Here is a 14,508-nt window from a genome sequence, read left to right as displayed (position 1 = left end):
CCGGCGTCGCCTTCTCCGCCGCGAAGATCAGATCGCCCTCGTTCTCACGATCCTCGTCATCGACCACCACCACGGCTTTGCCCGCCGCGATGTCCGCGACCGCCGCCTCGATGGCGTCCGCGTCGAACACCGCGCCGGCACCGCAGGGCGTCCAGCCCGTCCGCGGCTCGGCCGCCTTCGTCTCGCTCACGGCTGCTCCTTCGTACCGTCGGACCGAACGTCAGACATTGTGCGCGCTCGCGGCCAGATGTGGGATCGCGAGCTTCTCGACGTACTTCGCGACGACGTCCACTTCGAGGTTCACGAGGTCGCCCGCCTCACGCCGGCCCAGCGTCGTGGCCTCGAGCGTGGTGGGGATCAGCGCCACGGAGAACTGCTCGTCGGTGATCGAAGCCACAGTCAGCGACACACCGTCGACGGCGATCGAGCCCTTCTCGACGACGTACTTCCCCAGGCCCGTGGGCAGGGCGAACGTGGTCACGCCCGTGTCGTCGCGGGACAGGAAGACGCCCGTGCCGTCGACGTGGCCCTGCATGATGTGCCCGCCGAGGCGGCCGCCCGCGGGGGTGGCGCGCTCGAGGTTCACGGCGTCGCCCACGGCCACCTTGGCGAGGCTGGAGCGCGCGAGTGTCTCGTTCACCACATCGACGGTGAACCCACCCTCCGAGACGGCCACGACCGTCAGGCACACCCCACTGACGGCGATCGAGTCGCCGTGGTTCGCGTCGGACGTGACCAAGGGGCCACGCACCGTGAGCCGCGCCATGTTGGTGCCCTGCTCGACCGCGGTGACTTCGCCGATCTCCTCGACTATCCCGGTGAACACTGCTGCTGCCTCCTCGCCGCCGTCACCGTCCGAACCCGGTGATCCCTCCATCCAACACCCGCCCGTACCCCGGTGCTTCCCCGGGCGCGGGGTCAGTTCGCGCGGTGGCGCGCGGCCTGTTCACGCAGCGCCGCGACCGCCAGGCCCGGGTTGTCCGCTCCGTAGACGGCGGACCCGGCGACGAAGCAGTCGACGCCGGCTTCGGCGGCCTGCTCGATGGTCTCGGCGTTGATCCCGCCGTCGATCTCGACCACGAGCTTGAGGTGGCCGGTGTCGACGAGGCGGCGCGCGGTGCGCACCTTCTCCAGCACGTCGGGGATGAACGACTGGCCGCCGAACCCGGGCTCGACGGACATCACGAGCAGCGTGTCGTAGTGCTTGAGGGTCTCGAGGTAGGGCTCGATCGGGGTGCCGGGCTTCACCGACAGGCCTGCCTTCGCCCCGGCCGCGCGCAGGTCCTTCGCGAGCTTCACCGGGTCGTTCGCGGCTTCCACGTGGACCGTGACGTTGTAGGCGCCGGCCTCGGCGTACCCGATCGCCCAGCGGTCCGGGTCGTCGATCATCAGGTGGCAGTCGATCGGCACGTCGGTGGACTTCAGCAGCGCCTCGACCACGGGCAGCCCGAGCGTCAGGTTGGGCACGAAGTGCGCGTCCATCACGTCCACGTGGACCCAGTCGGCGCGGGTCTCCCCGGGGTGCGCGATCGCCGCGATCTCCTCGCCGAGCCGGGCGAAGTCCGCGGACAGGATGCTGGGTGCGATGAGGGGTCGATCGGCCACGCCCCGAGTCTAGGTCGGGCCTGTTAACCGTCGTGAACCGGCTGCGGCGGCCCGCTGTTCTCTTTTCGGACATCCAGCGATCATCCGGATGATGCGCGCGGAACACATGCACGCGGACTAATAGCCCGAGCCGGAGTTTCCGGATTAATCCCCATCCGAGGAGAAACTGCATGAGAACGCTCTTCGCCGGCCGCCGCAAGTGGCTGACCGCGGGCGCGCTCGGCGCCGCGCTGATCGCCGCGGCCCCGGTCGCCCTGGCGACTTCGGACACCGCGACGTCGCGCACGGCCTCCGCGGGTGACCGCACGCAGGACGTCCGCAACGCGATCCAGGGCGGCACCGCGCGCAACGTGATCCTGTTCATCGGCGACGGCATGGGCCAGTCGGAGATCACGGCGGCGCGCAACTACGAGCGCGGCGCGGCCGGGCGGCTCGCGATGGACGAGCTGCCGCTGACCGGCGACTACACCACGTACGCCGTGGAGCAGAACAACCCCGGCAAGCCGAACTACGTGACCGACTCGGCCGCGTCCGGCACCGGCTGGGCCACCGGCACCAAGACCTACAACGGCGCGATCTCGGTCGACGCGTACGGCAACCCCGTGCCGACGATCCTCGAGCTGGCCAAGCGCGGCGGCCTGCGCACCGGTGACGTCACGACCGCCGAGGTCCAGGACGCGACCCCGGCCGTGCTCGGCTCGCACGTCGTCAGCCGCGACTGCAAGGGCCCGGTCGAGACGACCGCCAAGTGCGCGCAGAACGCCAAGGAGAACGGTGGCGCCGGCTCGATCTCCGAGCAGCTGGTGCAGACCCGCCCCGACGTCCTGCTCGGCGGCGGCGCGGCCTTCTTCGACCAGAAGGTGACGGCCGGCAAGTTCAAGGGCAAGACCGTGCTGGACCAGGCGAAAGCGGCCGGCTACAACGTCGTCAATACCGCCGCCGACCTGGCGAAGGCGAAGAAGGACAAGCCGGTTCTCGGCCTGTTCGCCGCGAACAACATGCCGGTGAACTGGACCGGTCCTGCCGCGGTCCACGGTGGCACCCAGCCGGCCCGCTGCACCCCGAACCCGGCGCTGCCGAAGACCCAGCCGAAGCTGGCCGACCAGACCCGCAAGGCGATCGAGCTGCTCGACGACCGCCACAGCGACAAGGGCTTCTTCCTGCAGGTCGAGGGCGCCAGCATCGACAAGCAGGACCACGCGGCCGACCCGTGCGGCCAGATCGGCGAGACGGTCGACTTCGACTCCGCGATCGCCGCGGGCCTGGCGTACGCCCGCAGCCACCGCGACACCCTCGTGCTCGTGACGGCCGACCACGGCCACAGCAGCCAGATCGTGGAGCCCACCGCTACCCCGGGCCTCACCGCCACGCTGGTCACCAACGAGGGCTCGAACATGACGATCGCCTACGGCACCGCCGAGACGGGCGGCTCGCAGTCGCACACCGGCACCCAGGTCCGCATCGCGGGCTACGGGCCGCAGGCCGCGAACATCGTCGGGCTGACCAACCAGACCGACGTGTTCTCGACGCTGAAGCGTGCGCTGCACCTGCGCTGACGTTCTGCTGACGGGTGTGTCCTCGGTTTCCGGGGGCACACCCGTTTTTCGTTCTTACGCGCCAGGCAGGAGGTCGAGGACTTCCGACCACGGCCGCCGGGGGTCGAGGCGGTGAAGGCGGACACCCGCCGACTTCAGCGTGTCCAGGTGACGCTGCCAGGCCGGGTGGTGCACCCGCGTGTCCTGGATCTGATAGGCCACCACGATCGTGATCCCGGGCGCCCCGAGGACGTCGCCGAGCAGGGTCAGCGCCTGGTTGTCGGCGATGCCCAGGGCGAGCTTGGCCAAGGAGTTGGCCGACGCGGGGGCGAAGAGGAACACCGACGGGTCCGGGTGCGGGCGCGGCTCGCCGGGCAGGCGCGAGACGCTGCGGACCGGCAGGTCGGTGGTAGCGGCCAGCTCGGTCAGCCCGCCCGTCGCCTCCAGCCAGCGGTGGGCGACGGGCGTCAGCGTGACCGCGAGGCGCCAGCCGCGCGTGGCGGCGGGGCGGGCCAGCTCGGCGGTGAACCGGGTGTCCAGCCCACCGCACGAGCTCGCGACCAGGCCGAGGTCTCTCACGGTTTGCGCAGGGTGGCGCAGAACATCGCGTCGGTGCCGTGGCGGTGGGGCCACAGCTGCACGTACGGGCCGTCGCCGAGCTGCGGCACGCCCGGGAAGAACTCGCGTGCGTCGAGGACTTCCGACTTGGTGCGGCGGGCGATCTCGCCGACGACACCCTCGGTCTCGGCGAGGTGCGGCGAACACACGACGTAGGTGACCACACCGCCCGGCCGGACCAGGTCCAGCGCGGCCGTGAGCAGCTCGGCCTGCAGCTTCGTCAGGTCGGAGACGTCGCTGGGCTTGCGGCGCCAGCGGGCTTCCGGCCGCCGCCGCAGGGCGCCGAGGCCGCTGCACGGCGCGTCGACGAGCACGCGGTCGTAGCCCGGTTCCAGGCCGGACTCGCGGCCGTCGGCGACCTGCACCTTGACCGGCAGGCCGCGGGTGGCGTTCTCCACGAGCTTGGCGCGGTGCGGGGCCTTCTCGATGGCATCCACGCGGGCGCCGCTGATCGCCGCGAGCGCGCCGAGCAGCGCGGCCTTGCCGCCGGGGCCGGCGCACAGGTCGAGCCAGCGTTCGTCGGAACCTTCGAGCGGCACCTTCGTGGCGGCGATCGCGCACAGCTGGCTGCCCTCGTCCTGCACGGCGGCGAGGCGTTCGCGCACGGGCTCGACGTCGGCCGGGTCACCGGCGCCGGCGGGCAGGCGCACGCCGTAGGGCGAGTACGGGGCGACGTCGCCGCCCGTGATCGCGGCCAGCTCGTCGGCGCTGATCTCACCGGGGCGCGCCACCAGGTGCACCTCGGGGCGGGCGTCGTCGGCTTCGAGCGCCGCCTTCAGCTCCGCGCCCTTGTCGCCCAGCGCTTCCGCGAAGGAGCGCGCGACCCAGCGCGGGTGCGCCGTGCGCAGAGCGTACGAGCCGATCGGGTCGGCCGACTCGTCGGGTGCCAGCTCGTCGAGCCAGGCCTGTTCGTCCTTTGCGGACACCGAGCGCAGGATCGCGTTGGCGAACCCCGTTGCCCACGAACCGGCTTCGGCGCGCACGAGGTCCACAGTGGACCCGACGGCCGCATGCTCCGGGATGCGCGTGCGCAGCAGCTGGTAGACGCCGAGGCGCAGCGCGTCGAGCACCACCGGGTCCGTCTTCTCGATCGGCCGCTCGGCGCAAGCGCCGATCACGGCGTCGAGCAGGCCCTGGGCGCGTGAAGCGCCGTACGTGAGCTCGGTGGCCAGCGCCGCGTCGCGGCCGGTGATGCGACGTTCGCGAAGCAGCTGCGGCAGCACGAGGTTCGCGTACGCGTCCTTCTCGCGCACCGCGCGCAGCACGTCGAACGCGGCCTGGCGGGCCGGATCGACCTCCGGCGGACGGCGCGGTCCCTCTTTGCGCGGAGCCGGCCGGCCCCGCTGCGGCCTGGACGGCCGCCGTTCCCCACGCTCGTTCACCGCAGGCGCTCTCCCTCTTCGATCCGTGTACCGCGCGCCCAGTCGGTGGCCGCCATCCGTTTCTTGCCCGATGCCTGGACCTCGCCCAGCCGCACCGGTTTCGTCGCCGTGCCCACGAGCACGCGCTTGCGCTCGACCACGAGCTCGCCCGGCGCCGGGCCCGGTTCGTCGACCACCGTGACGGGCCCCAGCTTGAAGCGCTCGCCGCGGAACTCCGCCCACGCGCCCGGCTCCGGCGTCACCGCGCGGATCTGCCGGTCGACGGCCGCGGCCGGGTCAGCGAACGATACGCGAGCGTCTTCGACCGTCACCTTCGGCGCGTAGGTCATGCCGTCGGCGGACTGCTCGACGGCCCGCAGCGTGCCGTCCTCGATGCCGTCCATGGTGGACAGCAGCAGGTGCGCGCCCGACTCGGCGAGCCGGCCCAGCAGCACACCCGAGGTGTCCGCCGGGCCGATCTTCTCGGTGACGACGCCGAAGACGGGCCCGGCGTCGAGCTCCTTGACGATGCGGAACGTGCTGGCGCCGGTGATCTCGTCACCCGCGCGGATCGCCGACTGCACCGGCGCGGCGCCGCGCCACGCGGGCAGCAGCGAGAAGTGCAGGTTCACCCAGCCGTGGACCGGGATGTCGAGCGCGGACTGCGGCAACAGCGCCCCGTACGCGACGACGGGGCACGCGTCGGGCGCCAGCTCCGTGAGGCGCGCGAGGAACGCGGGGTCCCCGGCGCGCGCGGGCGTGAGCACCTCGATGCCGTGCTCGTCGGCGAGCGCCCCGACGGGCGAGCGCACGACGCGGCGGCCGCGCCCGGCCTGGGCGTCGGGGCGCGTCACCACCGCGACGACCTCGTGGCGGCCGGATTCGAGCAGAGCGCGCAGCGAGGGCACCGCGGGTTCGGGGGTACCGGCGAAAACGAGCCTCATCACCGCACCTCCGGAAGCGATTCGTACTGGTTGGACATCACGGTCGAGTCTAGAAGACCCGCGCGTCGCCGCGGCGGTGGTGCCAGGATCGGGGGATGACCACGCTCAAGCAGACCCTCCACGACGACCTCACCACCGCCATCAAGGCGCGCGACCAGCTCCGCTCCGCGACGCTGCGGCTCACGCTCTCGGCCATCGGCTACGAGGAAACCGCGGGCGACACCCACCGCGAGCTCTCCGACGACGAGGTTCAGAAGATCATCACCCGCGAGGTGAAAAAACGCCGCGATGCCGCCGAGGCCTTCGCGGGCGCCGGCCGCGCCGAATCTGCCGACCGCGAACGCGCCGAAGCGGAGGTCCTCACGAGCTACCTGCCGGCGCAGCTTTCGGACGAGGAGCTGACGGCCTTGGTGACGGACGCCGTGGCGAGCACCGGCGCGTCCGGGATGGCGGGGATGGGCGCGGTGATGAAGGCGGTACAGCCGAAGATCGCGGGGCGCGCGGAGGGCGGCCGGGTCGCGGCGGAGGTGAAGCGGCAGCTGGCCGGCTGAGCGGGTATCACCGGCGAAACGTTCGCGCGTCGGCGAGCTGGTCGAGCGGATTCCTTCGCCAAAAAGAGAAAACCCGGTGCCCGCCGCGTGCGGGACCGGGTTCCCGGCCGCCCGGGAATCGTGGCGTGGCAAGGAGAACGAGGGCGGCCTACTGAAGGGCGAGCACGGCCAGCGTCGTCAGTCCGCCGAGTCCGCCGACCGCCATGACGACGCCGGCGAGCGCGGCGGCCGACGCGGCGGTCTTCACGACGAAGCCGACGATCCGCCGCACGATCCGGACCGCGACGATGAACGCGACGAGAGCGACAACCAGCACGACCGTCGACGTGTCGGGGCCGCTCTCGGTGGCGGCGGCCGCCAGCGCGCTCATCGACGGCCTCGCCCGGCGCCGATCCGTTCGGCCGGCGGGGTTTCGCGTGCGGCATCACGCCAGGCCTCGAACTCGCGGCGGGTTTCGAGAGCGCGCCGGCGTTCGGAACCCAGGCGCCAGGCCCACCGCCAGCCGACGGCGAGCGAGACCGCCGAGCCGAGCACGAGCACCAGAACCGCTTGTACGACAAGGCCGCTGAAGTCGGCGAGACTCAGGAGCACCAGCAGCGCCCACAGCTGCATCACGGTGAACGGGATCACCAGCGCCGCCGCGTAGACCCCGCGGCGCCATCGAATCGGTTGCGGGGCGGGAAGAAACGGGTCCATGGCTGCCTCCGTCGTGAGTGTGTGCTACCAAGATTCCCCTGTGGCGCAGGGAAATCTGTGTCTGCAGACACGTTCGGGCAAAGTTCAGCGAGCGAGCCGGCCCAGTTCCGCGAGCCGGTGGATCACGACCTGCCCGCGCGCGGTGCTGAGCACGCCGAGCCGGCGCAGTTCCCGCGTCACCCGGGCCCACGATTCGCGCGAAACCGCCGCGGTGGTCGCGAGTTCGGCCTGGGTGCCGGGGATCGCGATGACGATGTCGTCGCCCCGGCGCACCCCGTGCTGCACGGCCAGCTGCATAAGCTGCGCCGCGACGCGCCGGGTGATCGTGCCGCCGCCGACGTCGAGCCGCTGCCGGCCGATGTCGCGCATGCGGTCGGCCAGGACCAGCAGCAACGCCCAGGAGATCGCCGCTTCGCGCCGGCACAGCGCGGCGAAGCGGGCGGCGGGAACGACGAGCGCGTCGAGATCGTCCAGCGCCGACACGGTCGCCGAGCGCGGGCCGCCGTCGATGGCGCCGAGCTCGCCGACCACGTCGCCCGCGCCGCGCACGGCGATCACGACCTCGCGGCCGTCGGAAGTCGCGTTGGTGATCCGGACGTGGCCCGACAGCAGGAGCACCACCACCGCGGCGCGGTCGCCTTCGCGGCACACCACGTCGCCCCGGCGGTAGGTGCGGCGGACCGCCAGCTCCGCCACCTTGCCGCGGTCGGCCTCGCCCAGCGCCGGCCAGAATCCGGTCGTCTCCACGCCGGTCACCTCCCGGCTCGTCAGGCGGTGAGCCCCGTCCTGGGGCTGCCGGCCCCGGCCCAGTCTGCGGTGCGGAGCCAGCCCCGCATCCGTCTCCCGCCCACCCGCACGTGGAATGCGTCGGTGAACGCGGTGCGGTCTATCCCGTCGTAGTCGTGGCGGACCACCGACCAGTGGATGGCCTCGGAGACGGCCAGCGCGAGCGGCCCGTCGGCGGTGCGCAGCCGGCGCCGCAGCTCGGTGGCGTCGAGCAGCCGGCAGGCGAGGTCGACGTCCTCGCCGTAGGGGCCGTGGAGGTCGTAGTGCACCTCGCCGGCGTGGATCGCCACCCGGAGCCGGAAGGCCTCGTCGGGTCTCTCGGCGTTGTGCCGCGCGAGCAGCTCCGCCAGGGCGGGCACCACCTCGGCGAGCAGGACCGTCTTCGGCGCCTCGTCGACCGGCCGGACCAGGCACAACGCGCCATCGCCGCGGTCCACGAAGGGGTCCCGGAACCCCTCCGCGATCCCCCCGGCGCGGAACGCCTCGTCGAGCAGGTCGAACAGAATCGCGCGCAGCCGGGCCCGAGCGGGGTTGGTGCGGGTGGTCGACCCCTCGATGTCGACCACCACGATCGCTCGATGCAGTGGCACGTGCAGAACGCTGGTGTCCATGGCCGACCCCCTGTTCAGGTGGTTCCTGAAATCCAGTAGACTTCCATAGATCGAACTATAAAGGCTGCGACTGAACCTGAACAGAGCCTTAGACTTAAGTTCTCCCTAAGAGTTTTGCCGACAGACGGACTGAACAACCCCTCAATCTCCTGCCGGACCCGTCCCGGCGAGCCTCTCAAGCCGACTCCGTACTCTCCGTGTACAATCTTCGTCACTCGCGTTCCAGTGGACTTCACTGAAAGGTCTGAAGTCGTGTCCCAGCCGAGCCCCGCCCTCGCCGGACGCCTCCGCGCGCTGCGGAAGGAGACCTGGTCCGGGGTGCAGATCACCCAACGCCAGCTCGCCGACGTGTTCGGGGTGAGCAACACGCTGCTCTCGTCGTGGGAGAACACCAGCAACCCGGTGTCGCCACCCATGCTCCGGCTCGACGCGTACGCCACGTTCTTCGCCACCCGGCGGTCGATCGAGGGGCAGTCGTTCCGCCTGCTGGCGGCCGAGCAGCTCACCGAGCAGGAGCAGCGCGGGCGCGAGGACCTGCTCGCCGAGCTGACCGAGCTGCGCGGCGGCTCCCACGAGGCGACGGGCTCGGCCGATTTCGCGCCGGGCAACGTCTGGCGGTTCCCGCCGAACGAAGACGTCGTGATCGTCGACGCGCAGCTGCCCGAAGACATGCGGATCGGCTACGCGGATCCGGCCAGTCCCGACTACTCCCGGCTCTTCAGCTATGCCGACCCGGACGCGCTGATCGAGCTGTACGGCCACATCCGGGCCTGCAACCCCACCAGCAACGTCTCCTTCCGCACCGCGAACCCCCGGGTCCCCCTGCGCCCCAAGGACTACACGGCGCACCTCGTGCTACTTGGCGGCGTCGACTTCAACCCGCAGACCCGCGAGCTGCTCAACCTGATCGACGCGCCGGTGCGGCAGATCGGCCGCGGGGGCCCTGGCCAGGACGTGCCGGGCAGCTTCGAGGTGACCCGCACGGACGGCACGACCGAACGCTTCAAAGCCCAGACGTCAGACGCCGACACCCTCGTCGCCGATGTCGCGCTCTTCTACCACGGAGTCAACCCGCTCAACCGCAAACGCACCGTCACCGTGTGCAACGGGATGTACGGCCGGGGAACCCTCGGAGCCGTGCGAGCGCTGACCGACCCGCGTTTCCGCGATCGCAACCAGGCCCACCTGGACGCCCGATTCGCCCACGCGGACTCCTTCAGCATCATCAGCCGCGTGCCGATCTTCAACAACCAGGGGCTCACGCCCGACTGGACGCTGGCGGAGCACCGGCTGCACGAATGGCCAGAAACGAGCTGAGATGACCACTGCCGTCGGAGCGCCGGCGCAGCACACCACCCACCGGCGCCTGTTGGCCGAGGTCGGCGCCGGGAGGACTCCCGAGGCCGAGCTGGACGCGATCGTCGTGCCCAACGGCCGCGACGAGCACGCTCTGGACCACACCTGGACCATCGCCCGGGAGCTCGACGCGCCGGTGCTGCTGCTCTGCAGCCAGAAGGCGAGCGCCGACCGGGTCGCGCTGGCGGCGAAGAAGGCCGGGGTGCGGGCCTTCGCGATCGACACCGACTGTCTCCCGCCGGGCGTCATGCCCCGCTTCGCCGCGTCTCAGCTGTTGTGGGAGCACGAGCTGCTCCGCGGCGCCGACACCAGCCTCAAACGCAACCTGGGCCTGCTCGTCGCCGGCCTCGCGAACTGGCAGCGCGTGCTGTTCCTCGACGACGACATCACGCTGCCCCGCCCGGCCGACCTGCGCGAGGCCTCGGGTCTGCTCGGTGCCCACGCGGCCGTCGGCCTGACGAACACCGGCATGCCCGACAACTCCGTGGTGTGCCACGCCTACCGCGAGTCGGGCGGGCGGCAGGACACGTTCGTCGGCGGCGGTGCGCTGGTCGTGGGCGAGCGGTGTTTCGACTCGTTCTTCCCGGACCTCTACAACGAGGACTGGTTCTTCCTGCTGGGCGACAGAAGGTTGCGGCCGACCGCGCTCACCGGGACCGCGCACCAGGCGGAGTACGACCCGTACAACCAGATCCGGGCCGAGTCCGAGGAACTGGGCGACACGCTCGCCGAGGGCGTCTACGGCCTGCTCGACCAGGGCCTCGGCCTCGAAGCCGCGACGGAGGGGTACTGGACGAGCTTCCTTGAGGTCCGCCGGAACTTCATCCGCGCCGCCATGCTCCAGGTTCAGGTCGCGGCCGGGCTGGATCCCGACCGGCGCGACAACATGGTCGAGGCGCTGCGCACCGCCTTGCACCGCAACGAGGAAATGATCACGCCGAAGCTGTGCGCGGATTTCCTGCGAGCGTGGCAGGAAGACCGGGTGACGTGGTGCGCGCACGTGGCCGGCCTGCACGACCAGCACGTGACCGGCGGCGTGGACGCCGCGTTCCAGACCCTCGGCATCGCCGACCTGGTGCTGCGGAGCTGACTCAGAGGGTCTTCACCAGCACGTGGCACAGCTCGGCTTCGGACACGGTGCGGCCGTCCGGGAGGAAGTGCTCGGCGTAGCAGACAACCGTGCCGTGCCCCCAGTCCCGGTAACCGAGCCTCCGGTACAGCCGGGCCGCGTCCGCGTTGTCCGTGCGCACGGCCAGCGCGGCGCGCCGGTGCCCGAGACTCGCCAGCCGCCCCTCGGCCGCGTCGACCAGCGCCCGGCCGACGCCGCGATTGCGCGTGGCCGGCAGGACTTCCACGTGCGTCAGCAGCGGGACGCCCGGCAGCCGGCTGCGGATGGGCGGCTCCTCGGCGTCCTCGAGCCACAGGTACAAGGCCCCGACCGGCCGATCCGCCCACCACGCGGTGAGCAGGACGCCCAGCCCCTCGGCCTGCCTCCCGAGCCGGTCGGCGAAGTACTCTTCCGCGCCGAGCGCGGTGCTCAGCGCGGTGACGTCGGTCGGTTCGGCGGCCCGGATCGTCGCCTCGGCCGCGGGCTCCCCTTCGCCGGACGGGCAGCCGTCGGCGTCGCGCGGATCGGTCCTGAACATCGCGCCTCCAGCGTAGGGGGACCCGGTGAAAGCGCGCAGCCAGCGAAAGGAGCAGTCCCGGCGCGCGCACGGAGCAGCGCCGCGGGCGTGCTTCATCCCGCCGGGCCCTCCCCCGACCGCCTTCCACATGCCCGATCAAGGCCGAAACGAAACGGGGTGGGCCGGACAGTGGTCCGGACAACGTTCGCGAACCCGACCTTTCGACCGTCGTCCGGCGCCCCTCGCCCGGGGGTGTGGGAGAGGACTGCACCACCACGGCCGGCTCGGAAGGTGCTGGCGGATCCAGCTGAATCCGCGCCGGCTCGGCCGCCTTGCGAGCGTCCCAGCGGGCCGCGGCGTCTCGTAGCCCGGCAGACCCCGGTTAGCCCTCCGGCGCGCCACACCCGCCGGACCGCGCAGCCAAGAGACTGGGCGGAACTACCTGCCCGTCGGCTGAAACGGTGCTAGATCAGCTCCAGCGGATCCAGCTGAATCCGCACCGGCTCGGCCGCCTTTCGGGCGTCGCGGCGGGCCGCGGCGTCGTGGAGCAGAGCGGCCAGCGTTTTGCCCTCCGGACGCGCCACACGGACCAGAGCGCGTTCGCGGGAGGCGTTGCCGTCGGCGTCGAAGTCGCCCAGGGGGACGGGGCCGAGGACTTCGCCGGTGTCGGGCAGGGGCAGGTCGTCGAGGACGGAGGCGACGGCGTCGGGCGTGCCTTCGACGCTGGCCATGCGCATGGCGGGCGGGAAGCCCAGTTCGCGGCGCTGGCCGAGCTCCAAGGCGGCGTGCCAGGCCGGGTCCCAGCGGACCAGGGCCTGGACCACGGACAGGCCGGCCTCGGCGCCCACCACGATCCGGCCGCCCGAAGCGGCCGGGCGCACCAAGGCGCCCGCGGCCATCCAGCGGCGCAGGGTTTCCTCGGCGGCACGCAGGTCCTGGCGGCCGAGCAGGGCCCAGCCGTCGAGGAGCAGGGCGGCGCCGTAGCCGCCCTCGGCGACCGGTTCGGCGCCGGGGGTGCAGACCACCAGCGCGGGGCCTCCCGGCACCGTTGCCAGCACCTCGGCCGCGCCGGAAGTACGCACGGGAACGCCCGGGAAGGCCCGGCCCAATTCCTCCGCGGTGCGCTTCGCGCCCACGATCACCGCGCGCAGCCGCACGGAACCGCAAGCCTGGCAATGGAACGCGGTCTCCGGCACGCCGCACCAGCGGCACGCGGGCGGCTTCGGCGCGCCGTCCACCGAGCCGCCGGGCAGCGCCAGCGGACCGGCGCAACGGCGGCAGTGCGCGGGCGTGCGGCAGTTGCCACAGGCCAGGCCCGGGACGTAGCCGCGCCGGGGCACCTGGATCAGCGCCGGGAGCCCGGCGGCGAACGCCTGGCGCGCCGCCTCGAAGGCCACCGCGGGCAGGCGGGCGACGCGCGCGGCCTCGTCGCGGGCGACGTCGAAGTCCTCCCCCACCGGCGTCACCCGCGGGGCGGCCGCGCGCAGCTCGGCGCGGTCGGCCAGCACGGCCTGCGCCCAGCCCGACTCCACGAGCAGCTGCGCCTCCGCCGTGCGCGCGAAACCGCCGACCAGCAGCGACGACTTCGTGGCGTGCGCGCGGTCCATGAGCACGTCGCGCACGTGCGGGTAAGGCGCGTGCGGGTCGAGGTGCAAGTCGTCGCCGTCGTCCCACACGACGAACAGGCCCGGGTCGGCCACCGGTGCGAACATCGCCGCGCGCGTGCCCACCACGACCCGGACGCCGCCGCGCAGCACGGCGAGCCAGCGCCGGTACCGCTCCGCGGGCCCGAGCCCGGCGATCAGCGCCACCACGGCGTCCTCGCCCATCAGCGCCGCGCACGCCTCGTGCACCCGCGTGAGGTCCCGATGGTCCGGCACGACGAGCACCGCGCCCCGGCCGCACGACGCCGCCACCGCCGCGGCCTCCGCGAGCCGGCGCGGCCAGTCTTCGCCCGGCAGGGCCTGCCACACCGCGTTGGCCGGCTTGCCGTCGGCCACGGCGTCCAGGAACGCCGGACCCCACTGGTACCGCGACCACGCCGACACGTCCGGCACGTCCGGCGACGGCGCCGGTTCCGAAGCGGGCTCGGCCTCGGCTTTGGCGTGCCGCGGCGGCAAAGCCAGCCGCAGCACGTCGGACAGGGTGCCGCCGTAGCGGTCGGCCACCGACCGGCACACGGCGTGCAGCGAAGGCGGCAACACCGGCTCACTCGACGTGACGCGCTCCAGGTACGCCAGCTTCCGCTCGTACTCCGTGGTGTCCGTGCGCTCCACGAGGTAGCCGTCCACGAGCTGCCCCGCGAACCGCACCCGCACGCGGCAACCCGGCACCGCGGCGTCATGCAGCTTGTCGGGCACCTGGTAGTCGAACGTCCGGTCCAGGTGCGCCAGCGGGATGTCCACCACGATCTTCGCGACGGGCAGCTCGGGCGCCGGCTGCTGCGCCCCCTTGCGCGACGGAGCCTTCTTCGCGGCGGCCTTCTTCGCCGCAGCACCGGACGCAGCACCAGACTTCGGCACAGCAGCTTTGGCCGCACCGGCACGCGACGAAGAAGCCTTCGGCTCCGAGGCGGAGCGCGAAGGCTCCGGGAGGTCCCACAGCGGGGCGGGTTCGGAGCTGCTCACCCCGAGATCTCTACCAGACCCCACCGACGGTCCCACCGCCAGAACGCCCCAACGCGGCGTTCGGTGCGCTCACCGCACCCCATGCTGCATCGGGGTGCGGTGGGCAGGTGGTTCGAGCGTGCCGCCGCCGGAAAGCAGTGAAGGGCTCCTTGAGGGAATTCCCCAAGGAGCCCTTCACCGGCAGTCAGAGCTA

The 14,508-nt window shown here is 72.3% G+C and carries 16 protein-coding genes; 4 read left to right on the top strand and 12 right to left on the bottom strand.

Annotated features, from left to right (window positions below):
- The 3 genes from AB0H62_RS38600 to rpe form a co-directional block, all read right to left on the bottom strand.
- A partial coding sequence (locus tag AB0H62_RS38600) for a 3,4-dihydroxy-2-butanone-4-phosphate synthase (protein ID WP_360591602.1) occupies positions 1-190 on the bottom strand: 190 nt, incomplete at its 3' end.
- 30 nt (positions 191-220) lie between these two features.
- A complete protein-coding gene (locus AB0H62_RS38595; protein ID WP_354885620.1) occupies positions 221-826 on the bottom strand; it encodes a riboflavin synthase in 606 nt (201 codons plus the stop codon).
- 92 nt (positions 827-918) lie between these two features.
- Complete coding sequence (gene rpe, locus AB0H62_RS38590; RefSeq protein ID WP_220238483.1) at positions 919-1,605, bottom strand: ribulose-phosphate 3-epimerase; 687 nt, start codon at positions 1,603-1,605, stop codon at positions 919-921.
- Positions 1,606-1,775: 170 nt separating this feature from the next.
- Between rpe and phoA the strand changes: the two genes are divergently transcribed.
- Positions 1,776-3,161, top strand: coding sequence for an alkaline phosphatase (gene phoA, locus AB0H62_RS38585; RefSeq protein WP_220238482.1), 1,386 nt, complete (start codon positions 1,776-1,778; stop codon positions 3,159-3,161).
- Between the two features lie 54 nt (positions 3,162-3,215).
- On the opposite strand, the gene AB0H62_RS38580 is transcribed toward phoA, so the two are convergent.
- Genes AB0H62_RS38580 through fmt form a run of 3 tightly spaced genes read right to left on the bottom strand, consistent with a single transcriptional unit; the run spans position 3,216 to position 6,063 of the window.
- Positions 3,216-3,719 carry a flavoprotein gene (locus AB0H62_RS38580; protein WP_220238481.1) on the bottom strand — a complete coding sequence of 168 codons (504 nt, stop codon included), beginning with the start codon at positions 3,717-3,719 and terminating at the stop codon, positions 3,216-3,218.
- Positions 3,716-5,140 (bottom strand): transcription antitermination factor NusB, encoded by a 1,425-nt coding sequence (locus tag AB0H62_RS38575; protein ID WP_360591599.1) that lies wholly within the window; start codon positions 5,138-5,140, stop codon positions 3,716-3,718. The genes AB0H62_RS38580 and AB0H62_RS38575 overlap by 4 nt, the downstream gene beginning before the upstream one ends.
- Positions 5,137-6,063 (bottom strand): methionyl-tRNA formyltransferase, encoded by a 927-nt coding sequence (gene fmt, locus AB0H62_RS38570; protein ID WP_220238479.1) that lies wholly within the window; start codon positions 6,061-6,063, stop codon positions 5,137-5,139. The genes AB0H62_RS38575 and fmt overlap by 4 nt, the downstream gene beginning before the upstream one ends.
- Before the next feature lie 95 nt (positions 6,064-6,158).
- Here fmt and AB0H62_RS38565 point away from each other — a divergent pair, with 95 nt between their 5' ends.
- Positions 6,159-6,614: a GatB/YqeY domain-containing protein gene (locus AB0H62_RS38565; protein ID WP_220238478.1), complete on the top strand. Its 456-nt coding sequence runs from the start codon at positions 6,159-6,161 to the stop codon at positions 6,612-6,614.
- A gap of 148 nt (positions 6,615-6,762) precedes the next feature.
- Here AB0H62_RS38565 and AB0H62_RS38560 read toward each other — a convergent pair whose 3' ends face one another.
- The 4 genes from AB0H62_RS38560 to AB0H62_RS38545 form a co-directional block, all read right to left on the bottom strand.
- On the bottom strand, positions 6,763-6,984 hold the full coding sequence (locus AB0H62_RS38560; RefSeq protein WP_220238477.1) for a hypothetical protein: 222 nt from the start codon (positions 6,982-6,984) through the stop codon (positions 6,763-6,765).
- Positions 6,981-7,310 (bottom strand): hypothetical protein, encoded by a 330-nt coding sequence (locus AB0H62_RS38555; RefSeq protein WP_255637717.1) that lies wholly within the window; start codon positions 7,308-7,310, stop codon positions 6,981-6,983. Before AB0H62_RS38555 ends, AB0H62_RS38560 begins: the two co-directional genes overlap by 4 nt.
- Positions 7,311-7,394: 84 nt before the next feature.
- A complete protein-coding gene (locus AB0H62_RS38550) occupies positions 7,395-8,057 on the bottom strand; it encodes a Crp/Fnr family transcriptional regulator (RefSeq protein WP_220238476.1) in 663 nt (220 codons plus the stop codon).
- Between the two features lie 20 nt (positions 8,058-8,077).
- Entirely contained in the window at positions 8,078-8,707 is a 630-nt protein-coding gene (locus AB0H62_RS38545) for a hypothetical protein (protein WP_220238475.1), read from the bottom strand.
- 252 nt (positions 8,708-8,959) lie between these two features.
- Between AB0H62_RS38545 and AB0H62_RS38540 the strand changes: the two genes are divergently transcribed.
- Positions 8,960-10,024, top strand: a complete 1,065-nt coding sequence (locus tag AB0H62_RS38540) for a helix-turn-helix transcriptional regulator (RefSeq protein WP_220238474.1) — start codon at positions 8,960-8,962, stop codon at positions 10,022-10,024.
- 1 nt (position 10,025) lies between these two features.
- Entirely contained in the window at positions 10,026-11,153 is a 1,128-nt protein-coding gene (locus AB0H62_RS38535) for a hypothetical protein (protein WP_360591595.1), read from the top strand.
- A 1-nt stretch (position 11,154) separates the two neighbouring features.
- Here AB0H62_RS38535 and AB0H62_RS38530 read toward each other — a convergent pair whose 3' ends face one another.
- On the bottom strand, positions 11,155-11,709 hold the full coding sequence (locus tag AB0H62_RS38530) for a GNAT family N-acetyltransferase (protein ID WP_220238472.1): 555 nt from the start codon (positions 11,707-11,709) through the stop codon (positions 11,155-11,157).
- A 443-nt stretch (positions 11,710-12,152) separates the two neighbouring features.
- The gene (locus AB0H62_RS38525; RefSeq protein WP_220238471.1) at positions 12,153-14,315 is read right to left on the bottom strand and encodes a primosomal protein N'; all 2,163 of its coding nucleotides are present in this window, start codon (positions 14,313-14,315) and stop codon (positions 12,153-12,155) included.
- Between the last annotated feature and the right edge of the window lie 193 nt (positions 14,316-14,508).

Source organism: Amycolatopsis sp. NPDC050768, assembly GCF_040654155.1.
Lineage (GTDB): Bacteria > Actinomycetota > Actinomycetes > Mycobacteriales > Pseudonocardiaceae > Amycolatopsis.
The sequence above is the reverse complement of the archived record's forward strand: the minus strand, read 5'-3'. Positions and strand labels throughout refer to the sequence as shown.

Coding starts and splice junctions, on each gene's coding strand:
- AB0H62_RS38545 (WP_220238475.1), bottom strand. CDS start 8,707: ATGGACACCAGCGTTCTGCACGTGCCACTGCATCGAGCGATCGTGGTG.
- AB0H62_RS38560 (WP_220238477.1), bottom strand. CDS start 6,984: ATGAGCGCGCTGGCGGCCGCCGCCACCGAGAGCGGCCCCGACACGTCG.
- AB0H62_RS38565 (WP_220238478.1), top strand. CDS start 6,159: ATGACCACGCTCAAGCAGACCCTCCACGACGACCTCACCACCGCCATC.
- fmt (WP_220238479.1), bottom strand. CDS start 6,063: ATGAGGCTCGTTTTCGCCGGTACCCCCGAACCCGCGGTGCCCTCGCTG.
- phoA (WP_220238482.1), top strand. CDS start 1,776: ATGAGAACGCTCTTCGCCGGCCGCCGCAAGTGGCTGACCGCGGGCGCG.
- AB0H62_RS38555 (WP_255637717.1), bottom strand. CDS start 7,310: ATGGACCCGTTTCTTCCCGCCCCGCAACCGATTCGATGGCGCCGCGGG.
- AB0H62_RS38535 (WP_360591595.1), top strand. CDS start 10,026: ATGACCACTGCCGTCGGAGCGCCGGCGCAGCACACCACCCACCGGCGC.
- AB0H62_RS38530 (WP_220238472.1), bottom strand. CDS start 11,709: ATGTTCAGGACCGATCCGCGCGACGCCGACGGCTGCCCGTCCGGCGAA.